Below are 14,772 nucleotides of genomic sequence, written 5' to 3'. Positions count from 1 at the left end.
GGGTCAGTCGGTGAACGATTGCCCCACCGCCAGTGGCCGTTGGCCCAAATTGTCTCAGCGCGGCGCGAGGCTAATCACGCGATCTAGTTCGTCGATGCAGGTGCCGATGGCGGTGGCAACCAGATCCGCGTTGCTGGGATGCGATACTGCCGACCGGCCACGCGCCGATTCGGCATGGGCCGCAGCGGGAATGGGATCGTCCACGGCGAGGTCCGACACTGCCGCAGCGAGATCAACCATCGTCGCGCGGAACGGCTCGGCGAGTGGCTCGTCGGTGTGGGTGATGGTTCGTGCCAGGTGCAGCACCGAGCCGGCCAGTAGAGAAAGTTGCGCGGCCTGATGGCTCACTGCGCGGGTCTCATCACGCAACGACCAGCGAAGCGGGCAGATGCGAGCTAGTTGCTCGGCAGTGCTTCGGGCCTCGGTCAGCCGCGCGAGTCGGCGGTGAAGATTCGCCGCAACCGGCAATGTCCAGTCTGAATCGCCGGTGTGGCAATGAGTCTGACTCAGAATTTCGCGCAGGGCGACCAACGCTTCGATCCGCGCATCGCGCAGCACCGATAGCGGATTCTTGGGGAAGACCACGATACTGAAGACCACCGCGATCCCGCCGCCGATCAGCGCGTCGAAAAGCCGCTCCGTCCCGACACCGCCATGCGGGAACGCCAAGATGAGGATCGCCGAGATCACCGTCTGGTTGACGAACATCGGGCGTTGGAGCAGAAAACCCCGCCCGATCAGCATGGCGGCGGACAACGACACGAACACCGCCACGGCCATCGCGAACGCGCCGGTGCCCAGCAACATGTGGACACCGCTGCCCAAACCGATACCCAAGCCCACCCCGATCATCATCTCGATCGCAAGCTCGGCGCGGACCACATTGGTCGCCCACATGCACACTGCCGCGGCTATCGGAGCGAAGAACGGGGCAGTATGGCCGAGCACATCACGGGTCAGGTACCAGGCCACGCCCGCGGCCAACGCGGTCTGCACACTCGGCCACAGCGCAGTGCGCAGCAGGCGCGCGGCGACTGGCTCGATCCCGACCGGCTGGGTGTGCGGCGGCCGACGCACCCCGCTCCTCAACCGCATTTCGGACCAGCGAGAGAGCAGTTCCCCGCATGTGCGGAATACGTTATTCAGCATCGCCTGAAAGCCTAGACAAAGCGCCAAAGCGAAGCCACAAAGACGGGGCAAGTCTCCAAGACAAATGCCTAGACGCGAAACATCGCCCCCATTACTGTTCCTAGTGCATGGGCTCGGCTAGAGCGCAGGGGGTTTGTACCAGTGGATGTCGTCGATATCTCGCGGTGGCAGTTCGGGATCACGACCGTCTACCACTTTATTTTCGTGCCGCTGACGATCGGTCTGGCGCCGTTGGTCGCGCTGATGCAGACGGTATGGGCAGTCAGCGGCAATGTCGCCTGGTATCGACTGGCGCGGTTCTTCGGCAAATTGTTCTTGATCAACTTCGCGATCGGCGTCGCCACCGGGATCTGGCAGGAATTTCAATTCGGCATGAGCTGGAGCGAGTATTCACGGTTTGTCGGAGATGTGTTCGGGGCGCCGCTGGCGATGGAGGGGCTGGCCGCCTTCTTCTTCGAATCGATCTTCATCGGTCTGTGGATCTTCGGCTGGACCCGGCTGCCGAGACTGGTGCACTTGGCTTGTATCTGGGTAGTGGCAATCGCGGTGAATGTATCCGCGTTTTTTATCATTTCGGCGAATTCATTCATGCAGCACCCGGTTGGAGCGCACTACAATCCGGTGACGAAACGCGCGGAACTGGACAGCATCGGCGCACTGCTGACCAACAACACCGGAATCGCGGCGTTCACCCATGTGGTGGTCGGTAGTTGGTTGACGGCGGGGGTTTTCGTGGCCGCGGTCTGCTCATGGTGGATGGTCCGTGAACCCGCCGCGGAAGAAGCGCGCAGTATGCATAGGCCCGGAGCAATCTTGGGCGCTCTGGTGGTATTGGTGGCGGCCGTGGGGCTGTTCTTAACCGGAGACATGCAGGCCAAGCTGATGTTCCGGCAGCAGCCGATGAAGATGGCTTCGGCGGAATCTTTGTGCCACACCGAAACCGACCCTAACTTTTCTATTCTGACCATCGGCACGCACAACAACTGCGACAGCATCGTCCGCGTTATCGAAGCGCAATATGTGCTGCCCTTCCTAGCGGAGGGCAAGTTCACCGGCGTCACGCTCGAGGGCGTCAAGGATATCCAAGAGCGCTACGAAAAGCAGTACGGTCCCGGTGACTACCGGCCGAACCTCTTCGTGACCTACTGGTCCTTCCGCGTGATGGTAGGACTCCTTGCGGTTCCTCTGCTGTTCTCCCTGGTTGCGCTGTGGGTGACCAGGGGTGGCCGCATTCCCACTGGCCGGTGGTTCTCATGGCTCGCGTTGTTGACTATCCCGACACCGTTTCTGGCCAACAGCGCCGGTTGGGTTTTCACCGAGATGGGACGTCAGCCGTGGATAGTGGCGCCGAATCCGACCGGCGACCAGTCGATCCGAATCACCGTGCAGCAAGGGGTTTCCGATCATGCACCCGAAACCGTGATGCTGTCACTGGTGACACTGACGCTTGTCTACGCAGTGCTCGCGGTTCTCTGGTTTGGGCTGCTGAGACGCTACGTAGTCGAAGGGCCCCAGGAGTACGACACCGAGCCGGCCCCGCCCGCACCACCTGGCGAGGACGATGTCGCACCACTGTCATTTGCCTACTGAGAGGAGGTGATTCAACGTGGGCTTGCAGGAGCTGTGGTTCGTCATACTGGCCGTGCTATTTCTAGGGTTCCTTGTGCTCGAAGGCTTCGATTTCGGGGTCGGCATGTTGATGGCGCCGTTGGGCCAGGTGGCAAAGGGCGACCCGGAGGCCCACCGCCGCGCGGCACTGAACACGATTGGTCCGGTGTGGGATGGCAACGAGGTGTGGCTGATCACCGCGGGAGCTGCGATGTTCGCGGCCTTCCCAAACTGGTATGCCACAGTGTTTTCGGCGCTCTATCTTCCGTTGTTGGCCATCGTGATAGCGATGATCCTGCGCGTCGTTGCGATCGAATGGCGGGGAAAGATCGACGATGCGCGGTGGCGCCGGTGGGCTGATCTCGGGATCGCCATGGGATCCTGGTTGCCAGCAGCCCTCTGGGGCGTGGCCTTCGCCGTCTTGGTGCGCGGTCTTCCGGTGGACGGCCACCATCGAGTTCACCTCACATTCGCCGACCTGATCAACCCCTATACGGTGCTCGGCGGATTGGCGACGACGACCCTGTTTCTCTTCTATGGTGCGGTGTTTCTGGTGTTGAAAACCGCTCAAGGAGTTCGTGAAGACGCGTTGCGGTTCGCGACGGTGCTGTCGCTGCCGACGGTCGCGATCGTGGGAGCGTTCGGGCTGTGGACCCAATTGGGGTACGGAAAGAATTGGACTTGGCTGCCTTTGGTGGCCGCGGTGTTGGCTCTGCTGACGGCAGTCGGTCTGGTCTGGCGCCAATGGGCCGGGCTCAAAGTCATGACAGGCAATCCCCGCGAAGGCTGGACGTTTGTGCTCACCTTGTCGGTCGTCGCCCTGGTCGTAGTGCTCCTGTTCGGCTCGATGTATCCCAATCTCGTTCCCTCGACCTTGAACCCGGACTTCAGCGTCACCATCTACAACGGGTCGTCGACCCACTACACCCTGAAGATCATGACGTGGGCGGCGGTGTTGTTCGCGCCCGCGGTGGTGGTTTACCAGGCCTGGACCTACTGGGTATTTCGCCGACGGATCTCGGCTGAGGCGATACCAGAATCAGTCGGATTGCCCAGAACTGCAGGAGGATTGCTGCGATGACGACGACTTCTCCAGAAGAGTCCGTACCTCACGGTTCAACCACGCGACGTGAAGTCCTGCAGGGTCAAGGCACGCCCGAGAGCGCTGCGCCGGGGTGCGGTCCCGGGCAGGGGCGGCCGAAGCAGAAGGACTACCACCATCCGGCCGCGGGCTACGGCGCCTCGTTCAGCGTGGCCAAGGTGCTGGTCAAGCAGCGCGAGATCCTGGAAGGCCCGCAGGTCATCACCCGGATGAACCACGAGAACGGCGGTTTCGACTGCCCCGGCTGTGCCTGGCCCGACGATCGCAAAGGCCTGCACCTGGACATCTGCGAGAACGGCATCAAGCACTCGACCTGGGAGATGACCTCCAAACGGGTCGGTCGGGATTTCTTCGCCGCCCATTCGGTCGCAGAATTGGCCACCTGGAGTGATTTTGCGTTAGAGGACGCGGGCCGGTTGACCGAACCCATGGTGTACGAGGCCGATTCGGATCACTATGTGCCCATCGATTGGGATGCGGCGTTCGCAATGGTGGGCGACACCCTGCAGGAACTGGACTCGCCGGACCAAGCCGCCTTCTACACCTCGGGCAGGTTGGGCAATGAGGCCACCTTCCTGTACCAATGGTGGGCCCGCGAGTTCGGCACCAACAATTTCCCGGACTGTTCGAACATGTGCCAGGAAGCCAGCGGCAAGGCGATGCTGTCCTCGCTGGGCACCGGCAAGGGCACTGTCGATCTGGTCGACTGGGAGAAAACCGACCTCCTGGTCATCATGGGCGTCAACGCGGCCTCCAACGCCCCGCGGATGCTGACCTCGCTGGCCGAGGCCTACCGCCGCGGCGCCCAGATCGTGCACATCAACCCGCTGATCGAGGCGGCGTCAACCCGAACGATCGTGCCGCATGAGTTTGTCGACATGGCGCTGTTTCGTTCCACCAAGATCGGCACCATGAACATCCAACCCCGGATCGGTGGCGACTTCGCCTTGATGCGGGGGGTGGCGAAGGCGCTGCTGGAAGCCGCCGTCAACGACCCGGAGGCGATCGATCAACTGTTCATCGATCGCTACACCCACGGCTTTGCCGAATATCGAGCCGCTTGCGAGGCGGTGAGTTGGCCGGAGATCGAGCACCAGTCGGGGGTACCGGTCGAGCAGATCCACACGCTGGCGCGAATCTACCGCCAGTCTCGTGCCAGCATCATCGCGTGGTGTTTGGGCGTCAGCCAGCACACTCACGGCCCGGACGCAGTCCGCGAGATCATCAACGTGCTGCTGTTGCGCGGCAATAGCGGTCGCGAAGGCGCCGGACCGTGCTGCATCCGCGGTCACAGCAACGTGCAGGGCAACCGAACCTGCGGTATCGATCACCATCCGTCGGAACAGACGTTGGATTATCTTGCCGCCGCTTGTGAGATCGACGTCCCACGCCACCACGGACTTGACGTGGTCTCCACCATCCATGCCATGCACAGTGGTGACGTCAAGGTATTCGTCGGGATGGGCGGCAACTTTGCGTTGGCCGCACCTGATACCGCCTATACCTTCGAGGCGTTGAGGCGCTGCGAACTTACCGTCCAGGTCTCGACCAAACTCAACCGCAGCCACCTGGTACACGGTCGCAACGCCCTGATCCTGCCGTGTGTGTCCCGCACTGAAATCGACCGACAGGCCGGCGGGATCCAATCGATCACGGTGGAGGATTCGATGAGTATGGTGCACCTGTCATTGGGGATGAAGGAGCCGGCGTCCCCGGAGTTGCGCTCCGAACCGGCGATCATCGCTGGGATGGCAAAAGCCACGCTTCCCGCGACGAAGACCCCCTGGGACGAGCTGGTCGCGGATTATGACCGGATCAGGGACCGGATGGCCAAGGGTCTGTATGGATTTGAGGACTTCAATCGGAGAGTGCGCCAGCCCCTCGGGTTCCGCATCCGACAACCGGCGCGCGAACTGGTCTTTCTCACCCGGTCCGGTCGGGCCGAATTCTCCGCCGCCGCTCTGTCTGATGTCGTACCGGTGAAAGGACGGTTGGTGCTGGGCACGATGCGTTCGCACGACCAGTTCAACACCACGATCTACTCCGATGACGACCGCTATCGTGGCGTGAAGAGCCTCCGCACCCTGCTGTTCATGAACAGCGCCGATATGGAAGACATGGGCATCAACCAGTTCGACTACATTGACATCACCAGCATCGCCCGAGACGGCAGCCGGCGCAGCGTCTATGGCTACCGGGCGGTTTCCTACAACATTCCCGCGGGTAATGCTGCCGGATACATGCCCGAACTCAACGTGCTCTGCCCCATCGGCGACGTCAATTCGGAGAGTGGCCAACCTGTGATGAAACATATCCCCATTGAAGTCACCCACTCGAAGGCGCGGTGACGATGGGACGGGTGACTACACGTCGGCGAGCTAGCCACCTGGCTGCCGGCCGTGCGGCGGATCGGTCCGAGACGCTGGCCGTCGAGGAGCCCTTGGAGATCAGGCTCAATGGCAGTGCCTTGACGGTCACGATGCGTACCCCCGGATCGGATATCGAACTCGCCCAAGGGTTCTTGCTCACCGAAGGAGTGATTGCCCGTCGGAACGATATCTTAAGCGTCCGTTATTGCCAGGGCGGCCGCGTGGACGGTGCGAACAGCTATAACGTCCTTGATGTCATTCTGGACCCCGGCGTGCCGATGCCCGAGGTCGACGTCACTCGCAATTTCTATACGACCTCGTCGTGCGGTATCTGCGGCAAGGCGTCACTGGACGCGGTGCAGTCGATCAGCCACTACTGCCCCGGCGATGATCCGGTAACCGTCCCAGCGCACGCGATCACCGCCATGCCGGAGCGCCTCCGTGCCGCGCAGAAGGTGTTTGACAGCACCGGCGGTCTGCACGCGGCGGCCTTGTTCGATAAGGACGCCAGGCTGATGGTGGTACGCGAGGACATCGGCCGCCACAACGCGGTGGACAAGGTGATCGGCTGGGCGATCGAACACGACCGGATACCACTGTCCGGCGCTGTGCTGCTCGTTAGCGGACGGGCATCCTTTGAGTTGACCCAAAAGGCCGTGATGGCTGGAATACCCGTTCTGGCCGCGGTTTCCGCGCCGTCATCACTTGCGGTAGACCTGGCCACCCAGGGGCCTTGCCCCCATGTAGTGGACACGGGATTTGTGGTTAAGCAGCTTCGGGCAGCGTAGCCGGTGTCAGGGTCCTTTCGTAGGTGGCAGGGCTGGATTGACGGCAGTGGGAGTGCCGTCGTTTGGTGTTGTAGCGGGCCAGCCATCGGAAGACCTCCCGGCGGCAGGTCGCCGCGTCCGGCCAGCAGGCACGGTCCTGCAGGATCTCGCGTTTGAGGGCGGCGTTGAACGATTCGGCCAGGGCGTTGTCGGCGCTCGTTCCCACCGCTCCCATCGACTGGATGACCCCATACTCGCGGCAGAGGGACACGAAATCCCTTGAGGTGTACTGACTTCCGTGGTCCGAGTGGAACACTGCACCGGCCAACGTGCCGCGTAGCGCGGCAGCGGCGTTGAGGGCGTCGGTGACCAGTTCGGTGCGCATGTGATCGGCGATCGCCCACCCCGCTACCCGCCGCGAGCAGCAGTCGATCACCGGGGCCAGGTACAGGTTGCCGCCGGTGGCCAGTGGCAGGTAGGTGATGTCGCCGACATAACGGGTGTTGATCTGCGCGGCGGTGAAATCCCGCTTCAGCAGATCAGGGACTTTCTGGCTGGCCGGATCCGCCGCGGTGGTCTTGACCCGCCGCCGGCGCCGATAACCGACGATCCCGCCCCCGCGCATCACCCGAGCGACCCGCTTGTGGTTGACCCGCTCACCGTCGGGCGCACCATCGTTGAGCTCGGCGGTGATCCGCGGCGCCCCGTAGGTGTTGTCCTCGCCGTGCACCACCCGGATACGGGCGGCCAGCGCCTCATCAGCGGCGGCCTTCGCGGCGCGGGAATCGGCGCCGGCGAGCCAGGCGTAGAACGATGAACGCGCGACCTCCACGACCGCGCAGAGCCACTTCACCTCGAAGGCGTGTAGGTGGTCGGCGACGAACTGGAAGCGGCTCACCAGTTCGTCTCCCCGGCGAAATATTTGGCTGCCGACCGTAGAATGTCCCGCTCGGTGGATAGCCGAGCCTCGGTGGCGCGCAGCGTCTTGTTCTCTTCGCGCAGCCGCACCAGTTCCTGCTCCGGGCTCTCGGCCCCTGGCGCAAGCTCGGTCTCTACGCTGCCGCGGCGGTGCCGAATCGCCACGCCGGCCGACTTGCACCACGCTGAGAGCGTGGCTTCGCTGACACCGAGCTCGGCAGCGATCTGCGTAATCGTCGCACCCTCGGTATCCCGGTACAGCGCGACCGCGTCACGCTTGAACTCATCGGGGTAATTTTTCCTTGCCATCGGGTTGGATCATCTCGCTTCCCCCAGGACATTCCTGGGATTGAGCGTGTCCAACACACGGGGTCAAGTCCCCAGTCCGGTCTGACGCTGGTGGCCTTCCTGCGCGGGGAGTCGATGAACGTCTACAGCAGGCCCGATCGGATAGTCCATTGACTGACCCGGCCCTGGGCGCCTCAGCGCACCACTTCCCGGTGCACCGCATCGAGTCGGCGAGTCCAGCCGCGGGCATCGAGATACTCCAGTAAGGGGATCGCCACCCGCCGAGTGGTGTTCAACACCTGCTTGGCCGCAGTGGCGGTGAAAGGCTGCTCCAGCGAAGCTAATTCACGCATGGCCAACGCGGGCGCGGTCGGGAGCAGCACCAGGTTCTCGGTGAGCCGCAACAGCCGACCGACCCGTTCGGCCGCCGCCAGCTCCCGGATCCCGAGGTGCAGCGCGGACAGATCGTCTGCCTCCGGGGCGTGAAACGGGGCTGCGGCCAGCCGGGATTCCAACTCGGCGATCGCGTCCTCGGCCGGGCCGAGACCATCCCGGCCGTCCGGCAGCCGAATCAACCCGTCGTGTTGTTCCAACCCTGCGGCGCCTACCAGCTCGTCGAGCAGCGCGGGATCGGGTAGCGCGAGCAGATCCGCTGCCGCGCCCCGGGACAGCCCGGCGGACAGCGGATCACGCTCTCGCAGTTCACCTGCCGCGCTCTGCAGCCGGTCCCGCCAAGCCTCGTAGGCCACAGCGTGCACCCACCAGCCGGCGATCACCGTCACTTCCGGCGGTACCGGGGGGAGCGCGTATCCGAGCAACTGCAGCCGGCGCGTCGACACCGCACCGCGGCGGGCCACCTCGGCCAGGACCCGGCGTGCCTGGTCGGCCGGATCGGTGCCGGCCAGCTGGTCAGCGCGTCGGGCCGCGTCACCGCGGCGCCGCAGGGCAGGCGGATCGGCGTCGAGCACCACCACCCCGCCCAGCACGCGGCGGGCCCCGGGGTCGCGCAGTACCAGACGGTCGGAAAACATCAGCGGCAAAGGGTATTCCAACGTGATTCGCGCGTGTTCGGCGTCGAGGAGGCGCAGTCGGGCAGGCACCGCAGCCGTGCCCAGGTGCACCACGATTCGCTCAGGCACCTCGGCCAGGGGACAACCGGTGCTGCGCCGGACGTCGGCCACCGTGGTGGTCAGCCACTCGGCGGAACTGATCAGGGTGTCCCCGCGGCGCACCTCACCGGCCGCCACCCCGCGCAGATTGACTGCCACCCGCACCGTGGGGTGCAGTTCCGACTGTGTCTCGCCGCAGCTTTGCAGCCCGCGGATGACCACCGCACGCACCTGGCCGCGATCGAGCAACTGCAGGTGATCGCCCGCGGTCAGGGTGCCGGCGGTCAGGGTGCCGGTCACCACCGTCCCGGCCCCGGTGATGCTGAACGACCGGTCGACCCACAACCGAACGCGCCCCGTGCTCGCAGGCGCCGGCAGCTCAGCCAGCAGGTCGTCGAGCGCAGCACGCAGCGTGTCCAGGCCGGTACCGTCCAGCGCCGAAACGGCGACGATCGGGGCGTCGCACAGGCCCGTCTCGGCCAGTTCGGTGCGGACCTGTTGCGACACCTCATTGACACGGTGGTCGCCGGCCCGGTCGATGCGGGTGAGCACTACCAGTCCCTGGGTAATGCCCAGGGCGGCAATGGCGTCGCGGTGATCAGCGGACTGCGCCCGCCAACCTTCGTCGGCGGCGACCACGAAGCACACCACCGAGGCCGGTCCCAGGCCGGCGAGCGTATTGGGCAGAAAGCGTTCGTGGCCCGGGACGTCGACGAAGGCCACTCGCCGGCCCGACGGCAGCGCGGTCCAGGCGAAACCCAGGTCGATGGTGAGTCCGCGCCGGCGCTCCTCGGCCCAGCGGTCGGGTTCCATCCCGGTGAGCGCCCGTACCAGGGTGGATTTGCCGTGGTCGACGTGGCCGGCGGTGGCAATAACAAACATGGCCGAACGTCCTCACTCGATCCGGTCGAGTGCGGCCCGCACCGCGGCCAGCAGCCGTCCGTCGTCGGCTTCCGGCACACAGCGCAGATCGATCAGGCAGGCGCCGTCGTGCACTCGGGGCAGCACCGCAGGATCGCCGGTGCGCAGCGGGGCGGCCGCCGCCTCGGGCAGCCGGACCGCCCAGCCCGGCAGCGGGACTCCCGGAGCGCCGCCGCCTCCCACGCGGCCATCGTGGTCGACGACGGTGGCACCGACCGCGGCAGCCAGCTGCTCGGCGCGGGCATGCAACCGGCCGGGGTCGGCGTGCAGCGCCCGGGTCACCGGTGCGGCGGCGCCGGAGACGGTGGCCTCGAGGGCGGCCAGCGTGAGTTTGTCGGCGCGAACCGCGCGGGCCAACGGGTGTCGAGCGAGCCGGGTGATGACCCCGGCCCGGCCCAACACGACTCCGGCCTGCGGCCCGCCGAGCAGCTTGTCCCCGCTGGCGGTCACGATGTCGGCGCCGGCGGCAAGCGTGGTCGCCGCATCCGGCTCGTCGGGCAACAGCGGATCTGGGGCCAGCAGTCCGCTGCCCAGATCGGCCACCAAGGCCACGCCGTGTTGGGTTGCCAGCGGCCGTAATTGCGCCAAATCCACCGACGCCGTAAAGCCATGGACGGCGAAATTGCTGGGATGAACTTTGAGGATGCAGCCGGTCTGGGGTCCGATGGCCTCGGCGTAATCGCGCAGGTGGGTGCGGTTGGTGGTGCCGACCTCCCGCAGCCTCGCCCCGGTGGAGGCGATCAGGTCCGGTAGCCGGAATCCGGCCCCGATCTCGATCAGTTCACCCCGGCTGACCACCACCTCCCGGCCGGCGGCCAGCGCCGTGGTGGCCAGCACCAGAGCCGCGGCACCGTTGTTGACTACCAGCGCGTCCTCGGCGGCCGGGCAGGCCGCCAGCAGGGCGGCCCGCGCCGCGACCCCACGTTTCGAGCGTGCACCGGTGACCAGGTCCAGCTCGACGTCGACGTAGCCGCTGGCCGCCACCAGCGCCTCGACCGCGGCGGTCGATAGCGGCGCTCGACCCAGGTTGGTGTGCACCACCACCCCGGTGGCGTTGAGCACCGGCCGCAACGTCGTCCCCGTCTGCCCGGAAAGACCTTCCAGGACAGCGCTTTCAACCTGTTCTGGTGCCAGATCGCCGCGTCGTGCTCGATCCTGCGCGTCGCGCACCAGGCCGCGGACCACATGCTCGCCAAGTCGTGCACGGGCCGCGCGGACCGGCGGCAGCATCAACAGGGCATCGGTGCGCGGAATGGCGCGGCGCGGATCGGCGTCGGTCACAGCTCCTCCTGGAGATACTCAGCTGGCGGAGGCGGACGGGAATCGAACCCGCCAGGCCGAGCTACTCGGCCTCACCGGTTTTGAAGACCGGGGAGCCCACCAGGACTCAGACGCCTCCGCTGATCAACCTAGTCACCGCCGTGGTCCTCGGCCGATTTTGGCGCGATAACGACCGGTCAGAGGAGAAAAACGCGCCGAGCTCGTGGGTAGCATGGCCCCGAAGGAGGCCGCGATCATGACGAGCCAAACCAAGCCGGCGGTGGGCGGGCATATCTATGAGCCGGCCGGCGTGGAGATCCACGCCCGCAACGTCGAGTTCGACTGGTCACAGACCCCGCTGCACTGGATCAAAGGCGAGCCGGTGGCCTCCGATGTGGTGAGCATCCTGCACCTGATCCTGCCCGAGGGCGAGCGGTGGTTCTGTGAGGTGTTCAACGAGGCGCTGCCCTACGTCAAAGACGAGGACCTGGCGCGTGCCATGCGCGGCTTCATCGGCCAGGAGGCGATGCACGCCGAGTCGCACGACAAAGCGGTGACCGAGTTCCTGGAGGCGCGCGGCGTCGACACCGGGCCCATCCTGCGGCAGTTCGAGTACTTCTTCCGGCGGCTGCTGGCGCCGCGCAGCCAACGGTTTGCCCGCACCCGATACAACGACATGGTGCAGCGGCTGTGGCTGATCGCGGCGATCGAGCACTACACCGCGATCCTGGGCGACTTCGTGCTGAACTGCGCGTGGGACGACTACGACGTCGACCCCACGATGGCCGACATCTGCCGCTGGCACGGCGCCGAGGAGATCGAGCACCGCTGCGTCGCGCACGATGTGGCGAACTATTTTCACCCCGGCTACCTGAACCGATGCCGAGCCATGGTGGTCGCGCTGGTCTATCTGGTGCTGATGATTCACCGGGCGATCGGATTCACCTGCCGGACCGATCCCACCATCAGCCATTCCTATTTCTGGCTGTGGCGTCAGTACCTGCGCGGCTCGCGGCGCAACATCCTGCCCCAGCTGCGGCAGGTGCTCAAATTCACCGTCGTCTACTTCAAACCCTCGTTCGACCCGGCGTCCATCGGCTCCACCGCGCAGGCCGTGGCCTACCTGGCGACCTCGCCGGCAGCGCGGAGGGCGCGGCGTTGACCTCGGGACACGACGCCGCCGGATCACGATTCCGGCCACTTGGCGAGATTCCCACCGACGTGCCGCCGCAGCTGTACGGACGGTGGCGTCACGATCCGCTGTTGCGGTTCTCGAATCTGCTGGCCACCATCGCGTTCCCGACGTTCAGCATGTTGATGCGGCGCCGGAAGTTGGCCGAGCCGGAGCGCACCCGGGAGCTGCGGGTGGCCGCGCGCGAGATCGTGGCGCACGACAAGGACGTGGTGGCGCTGACCTTGGTCGCCACCGATGAGAAGCCGCTGGCCCGTTGGACGCCCGGCGCACATCTGGACCTGCTGCTGCCCTCGGGGCGGATGCGGGAGTACTCGCTGTGCGGGGACCCCGCGGACTCGGACAGCTACCGCATCGCGGTCCGCCGCATTCCCGACGGTGGTGGCGGGTCGATCGAAGTGCACGACAGGTTGCAGCCCGGCGCCACGGTCACGATCAAGGGGCCGCGCAACGGCATGCCCATGGCGGTTCCGGGCTACGGTTCGTCGGCGCAGCATCTGCGGTTCGTCGCCGGCGGTATCGGGATCACCCCGATCTTGCCGATGATGCGCGCCGCCGAGCGCCTGGGCCTGGACTGGTCGATGATCTACACCGGCCGCTCCGTCGACAGCATTCCGTTCATCGCAGAAGTGGAGCAGTTCGGCGACAAGGTGGCCGTCCGCACCGACGACACGCATGGGCTGCCGACAGCCGCCGATCTGATCGGGGACGCGCCAGTGCCGACAGCGCTGTACGCGTGCGGCCCGCCGGCGATGCTCGAAGTGCTCCGCGAGGGACTGGTCGGCCGCACCGACGTGGAGCTGCACTACGAACGGTTCTCTGCCCCACCGGTTCTGGACGGCAAACCGTTTACCGTCACCCTCGCCAAAAGCGGCACCACCGTCCCTGTCGGTGCCGAGCAGACCGCGTTGGCGGCGATTCTGCAGGTCAACCCCGCCACTCCTTACTCCTGCAAGCAGGGCTTCTGCGGCACCTGCCGGGTGCGGGTGCTCGACGGAGAGGTCGACCACCGAGATCAGACCCTGACCGATACCGAACGTGCCCACGGGGACATGCTGATCTGCATCTCCCGCGCGGCCGGCGACCACCTGGTCATCGACGCATGACCGACGTGCGATTGACCGGCTACGCCCACGGCGGCGGCTGCGCGTGCAAGATTCCCCCCGGTGAGCTGGAAGAGGCGGTACGCGGCCTGACCGGGCAGTCCGGGAAGAACGTTCTGGTCGGCCTCGACGACGGCGACGACGCTGCGGCCGTGCTGGTGCGCGACGACCTGGCTGTGCTGTCCACCGCGGACTTTTTCACCCCCGTCGTCGACGACGCCTACGACTGGGGCCGGATCGCCGCCGCCAACGCGCTCTCGGACATCTATGCGATGGGTGGGCGCCCGGTGGTCGCGATCAACCTGGTCGGTTGGCCGCGGGAAACGCTGCCGCTGGAGTTGATGACCGAGGTGCTGCGCGGCGGTCTGGCGGTGGCGCAGCAGGCGGGCTGCCCGGTGATCGGCGGCCATTCCATCGACGATCCGGAGCCCAAGTACGGCATGGCGGTCACCGGGGTGGCCGACCCGACTAAGTTGCTGCGCAACGACGCCGCCCGGCCCGGCCTACCGTTGACCTTGACCAAGCCACTGGGGGTGGGGCTGCTCAACAACCGGCACAAGCGCACCGGCGAGGTGTTCGACGAGGCGATCGCAACCATGGTCGGTCTCAACCGCGACGCCGCCGACGCCGCCGTGTCGCTGGGGGTGCGGGCGGCCACCGACGTCACCGGTTTCGGGCTGCTCGGCCACCTGCACAAGATGTGCCGCGCGTCGGGGGTGGGTGCGGTGCTCGACCGGTCCGCGGTGCCGATGATCGCCGGCGCACATGAAGCCTTGCGTGATGGCTACGTCTCCGGCGGCACGCGCCGCAACTTGGACTGGGTGCGTCCGCACCTGCGCCTGGGGCCCGAAGTCGGCGAAGACGACCTGCTGCTGCTGGCCGACGCCCAAACCTCCGGAGGCCTGCTGGTGGTCGGCGAGCTGCCCGGCCATCCGGTGATCGGACATACCTTGGCGGGCAGTGGAATTGAGGTCCGATGAGGTGGA

The 14,772-nt window shown here is 65.8% G+C and carries 11 protein-coding genes and 1 tRNA gene; 7 read left to right on the top strand and 5 right to left on the bottom strand.

What is annotated here, in order from left to right:
• Positions 1-54: 54 nt before the first annotated feature.
• Positions 55-1,095, bottom strand: a complete 1,041-nt coding sequence (locus BN4346_RS27340; protein WP_096867458.1) for an FUSC family protein — start codon at positions 1,093-1,095, stop codon at positions 55-57.
• 195 nt (positions 1,096-1,290) lie between these two features.
• Here BN4346_RS27340 and BN4346_RS27335 point away from each other — a divergent pair, with 195 nt between their 5' ends.
• From BN4346_RS27335 to fdhD, 4 genes are read left to right on the top strand one after another with little or no spacing between them, the layout of a single operon-like run.
• Positions 1,291-2,739 carry a cytochrome ubiquinol oxidase subunit I gene (locus tag BN4346_RS27335; RefSeq protein ID WP_067968560.1) on the top strand — a complete coding sequence of 483 codons (1,449 nt, stop codon included), beginning with the start codon at positions 1,291-1,293 and terminating at the stop codon, positions 2,737-2,739.
• 16 nt (positions 2,740-2,755) lie between these two features.
• Positions 2,756-3,838 carry a cytochrome d ubiquinol oxidase subunit II gene (gene cydB / locus BN4346_RS27330; RefSeq protein ID WP_067968557.1) on the top strand — a complete coding sequence of 361 codons (1,083 nt, stop codon included), beginning with the start codon at positions 2,756-2,758 and terminating at the stop codon, positions 3,836-3,838.
• Entirely contained in the window at positions 3,835-6,207 is a 2,373-nt protein-coding gene (locus BN4346_RS27325; RefSeq protein WP_078058457.1) for an FdhF/YdeP family oxidoreductase, read from the top strand. Before cydB ends, BN4346_RS27325 begins: the two co-directional genes overlap by 4 nt.
• A 2-nt stretch (positions 6,208-6,209) precedes the next feature.
• Positions 6,210-7,016: a formate dehydrogenase accessory sulfurtransferase FdhD gene (fdhD, locus tag BN4346_RS27320; protein ID WP_067968554.1), complete on the top strand. Its 807-nt coding sequence runs from the start codon at positions 6,210-6,212 to the stop codon at positions 7,014-7,016.
• On the opposite strand, the gene BN4346_RS27315 is transcribed toward fdhD, so the two are convergent.
• The 4 genes from BN4346_RS27315 to BN4346_RS27300 all read right to left on the bottom strand — a co-directional run bounded on the left by BN4346_RS27315 (position 6,994) and on the right by BN4346_RS27300 (position 11,630).
• A protein-coding gene (locus BN4346_RS27315) for an IS3 family transposase (RefSeq protein WP_096867457.1) occupies positions 6,994-8,222 on the bottom strand; the annotation gives its coding sequence in 2 pieces (ribosomal slippage) (positions 6,994-7,910 and positions 7,910-8,222; 1,230 coding nt in all). The two genes, fdhD and BN4346_RS27315, sit on opposite strands and share 23 nt — an antisense overlap.
• 173 nt (positions 8,223-8,395) lie before the next feature.
• A complete protein-coding gene (selB, locus tag BN4346_RS27310; protein WP_067968543.1) occupies positions 8,396-10,192 on the bottom strand; it encodes a selenocysteine-specific translation elongation factor in 1,797 nt (598 codons plus the stop codon).
• 12 nt (positions 10,193-10,204) lie between these two features.
• Complete coding sequence (gene selA / locus BN4346_RS27305) at positions 10,205-11,512, bottom strand: L-seryl-tRNA(Sec) selenium transferase (RefSeq protein WP_067968539.1); 1,308 nt, start codon at positions 11,510-11,512, stop codon at positions 10,205-10,207.
• Positions 11,513-11,535: 23 nt separating this feature from the next.
• A tRNA-Sec gene (locus tag BN4346_RS27300) sits at positions 11,536-11,630 on the bottom strand.
• Positions 11,631-11,747: 117 nt separating this feature from the next.
• Here BN4346_RS27300 and BN4346_RS27295 point away from each other — a divergent pair.
• From BN4346_RS27295 to selD, 3 genes are read left to right on the top strand one after another with little or no spacing between them, the layout of a single operon-like run.
• Positions 11,748-12,653, top strand: a complete 906-nt coding sequence (locus BN4346_RS27295) for a metal-dependent hydrolase (RefSeq protein ID WP_096867615.1) — start codon at positions 11,748-11,750, stop codon at positions 12,651-12,653.
• A complete protein-coding gene (locus tag BN4346_RS27290) occupies positions 12,650-13,789 on the top strand; it encodes a PDR/VanB family oxidoreductase (protein ID WP_407695052.1) in 1,140 nt (379 codons plus the stop codon). The genes BN4346_RS27295 and BN4346_RS27290 overlap by 4 nt, the downstream gene beginning before the upstream one ends.
• A complete protein-coding gene (gene selD / locus BN4346_RS27285; RefSeq protein ID WP_067968534.1) occupies positions 13,786-14,766 on the top strand; it encodes a selenide, water dikinase SelD in 981 nt (326 codons plus the stop codon). Before BN4346_RS27290 ends, selD begins: the two co-directional genes overlap by 4 nt.
• Positions 14,767-14,772 lie beyond the last annotated feature (6 nt).

The sequence above is a fragment of the Mycolicibacter icosiumassiliensis genome (assembly GCF_900078685.2).
In the GTDB taxonomy this organism is placed as follows: Bacteria; Actinomycetota; Actinomycetes; order Mycobacteriales; family Mycobacteriaceae; genus Mycobacterium; species Mycobacterium icosiumassiliensis.
This window is presented reverse-complemented; position numbering and strand designations above follow the sequence as displayed.

Excerpts from the sequence above, each read along its gene's own strand:
- BN4346_RS27340 (WP_096867458.1), bottom strand. The coding sequence starts at position 1,095 with ATGCGGTTGAGGAGCGGGGTGCGTCGGCCGCCGCACACCCAGCCGGTC.
- BN4346_RS27325 (WP_078058457.1), top strand. The coding sequence starts at position 3,835 with ATGACGACGACTTCTCCAGAAGAGTCCGTACCTCACGGTTCAACCACG.
- fdhD (WP_067968554.1), top strand. The coding sequence starts at position 6,210 with ATGGGACGGGTGACTACACGTCGGCGAGCTAGCCACCTGGCTGCCGGC.
- selB (WP_067968543.1), bottom strand. The coding sequence starts at position 10,192 with ATGTTTGTTATTGCCACCGCCGGCCACGTCGACCACGGCAAATCCACC.
- BN4346_RS27295 (WP_096867615.1), top strand. The coding sequence starts at position 11,748 with ATGACGAGCCAAACCAAGCCGGCGGTGGGCGGGCATATCTATGAGCCG.
- selD (WP_067968534.1), top strand. The coding sequence starts at position 13,786 with ATGACCGACGTGCGATTGACCGGCTACGCCCACGGCGGCGGCTGCGCG.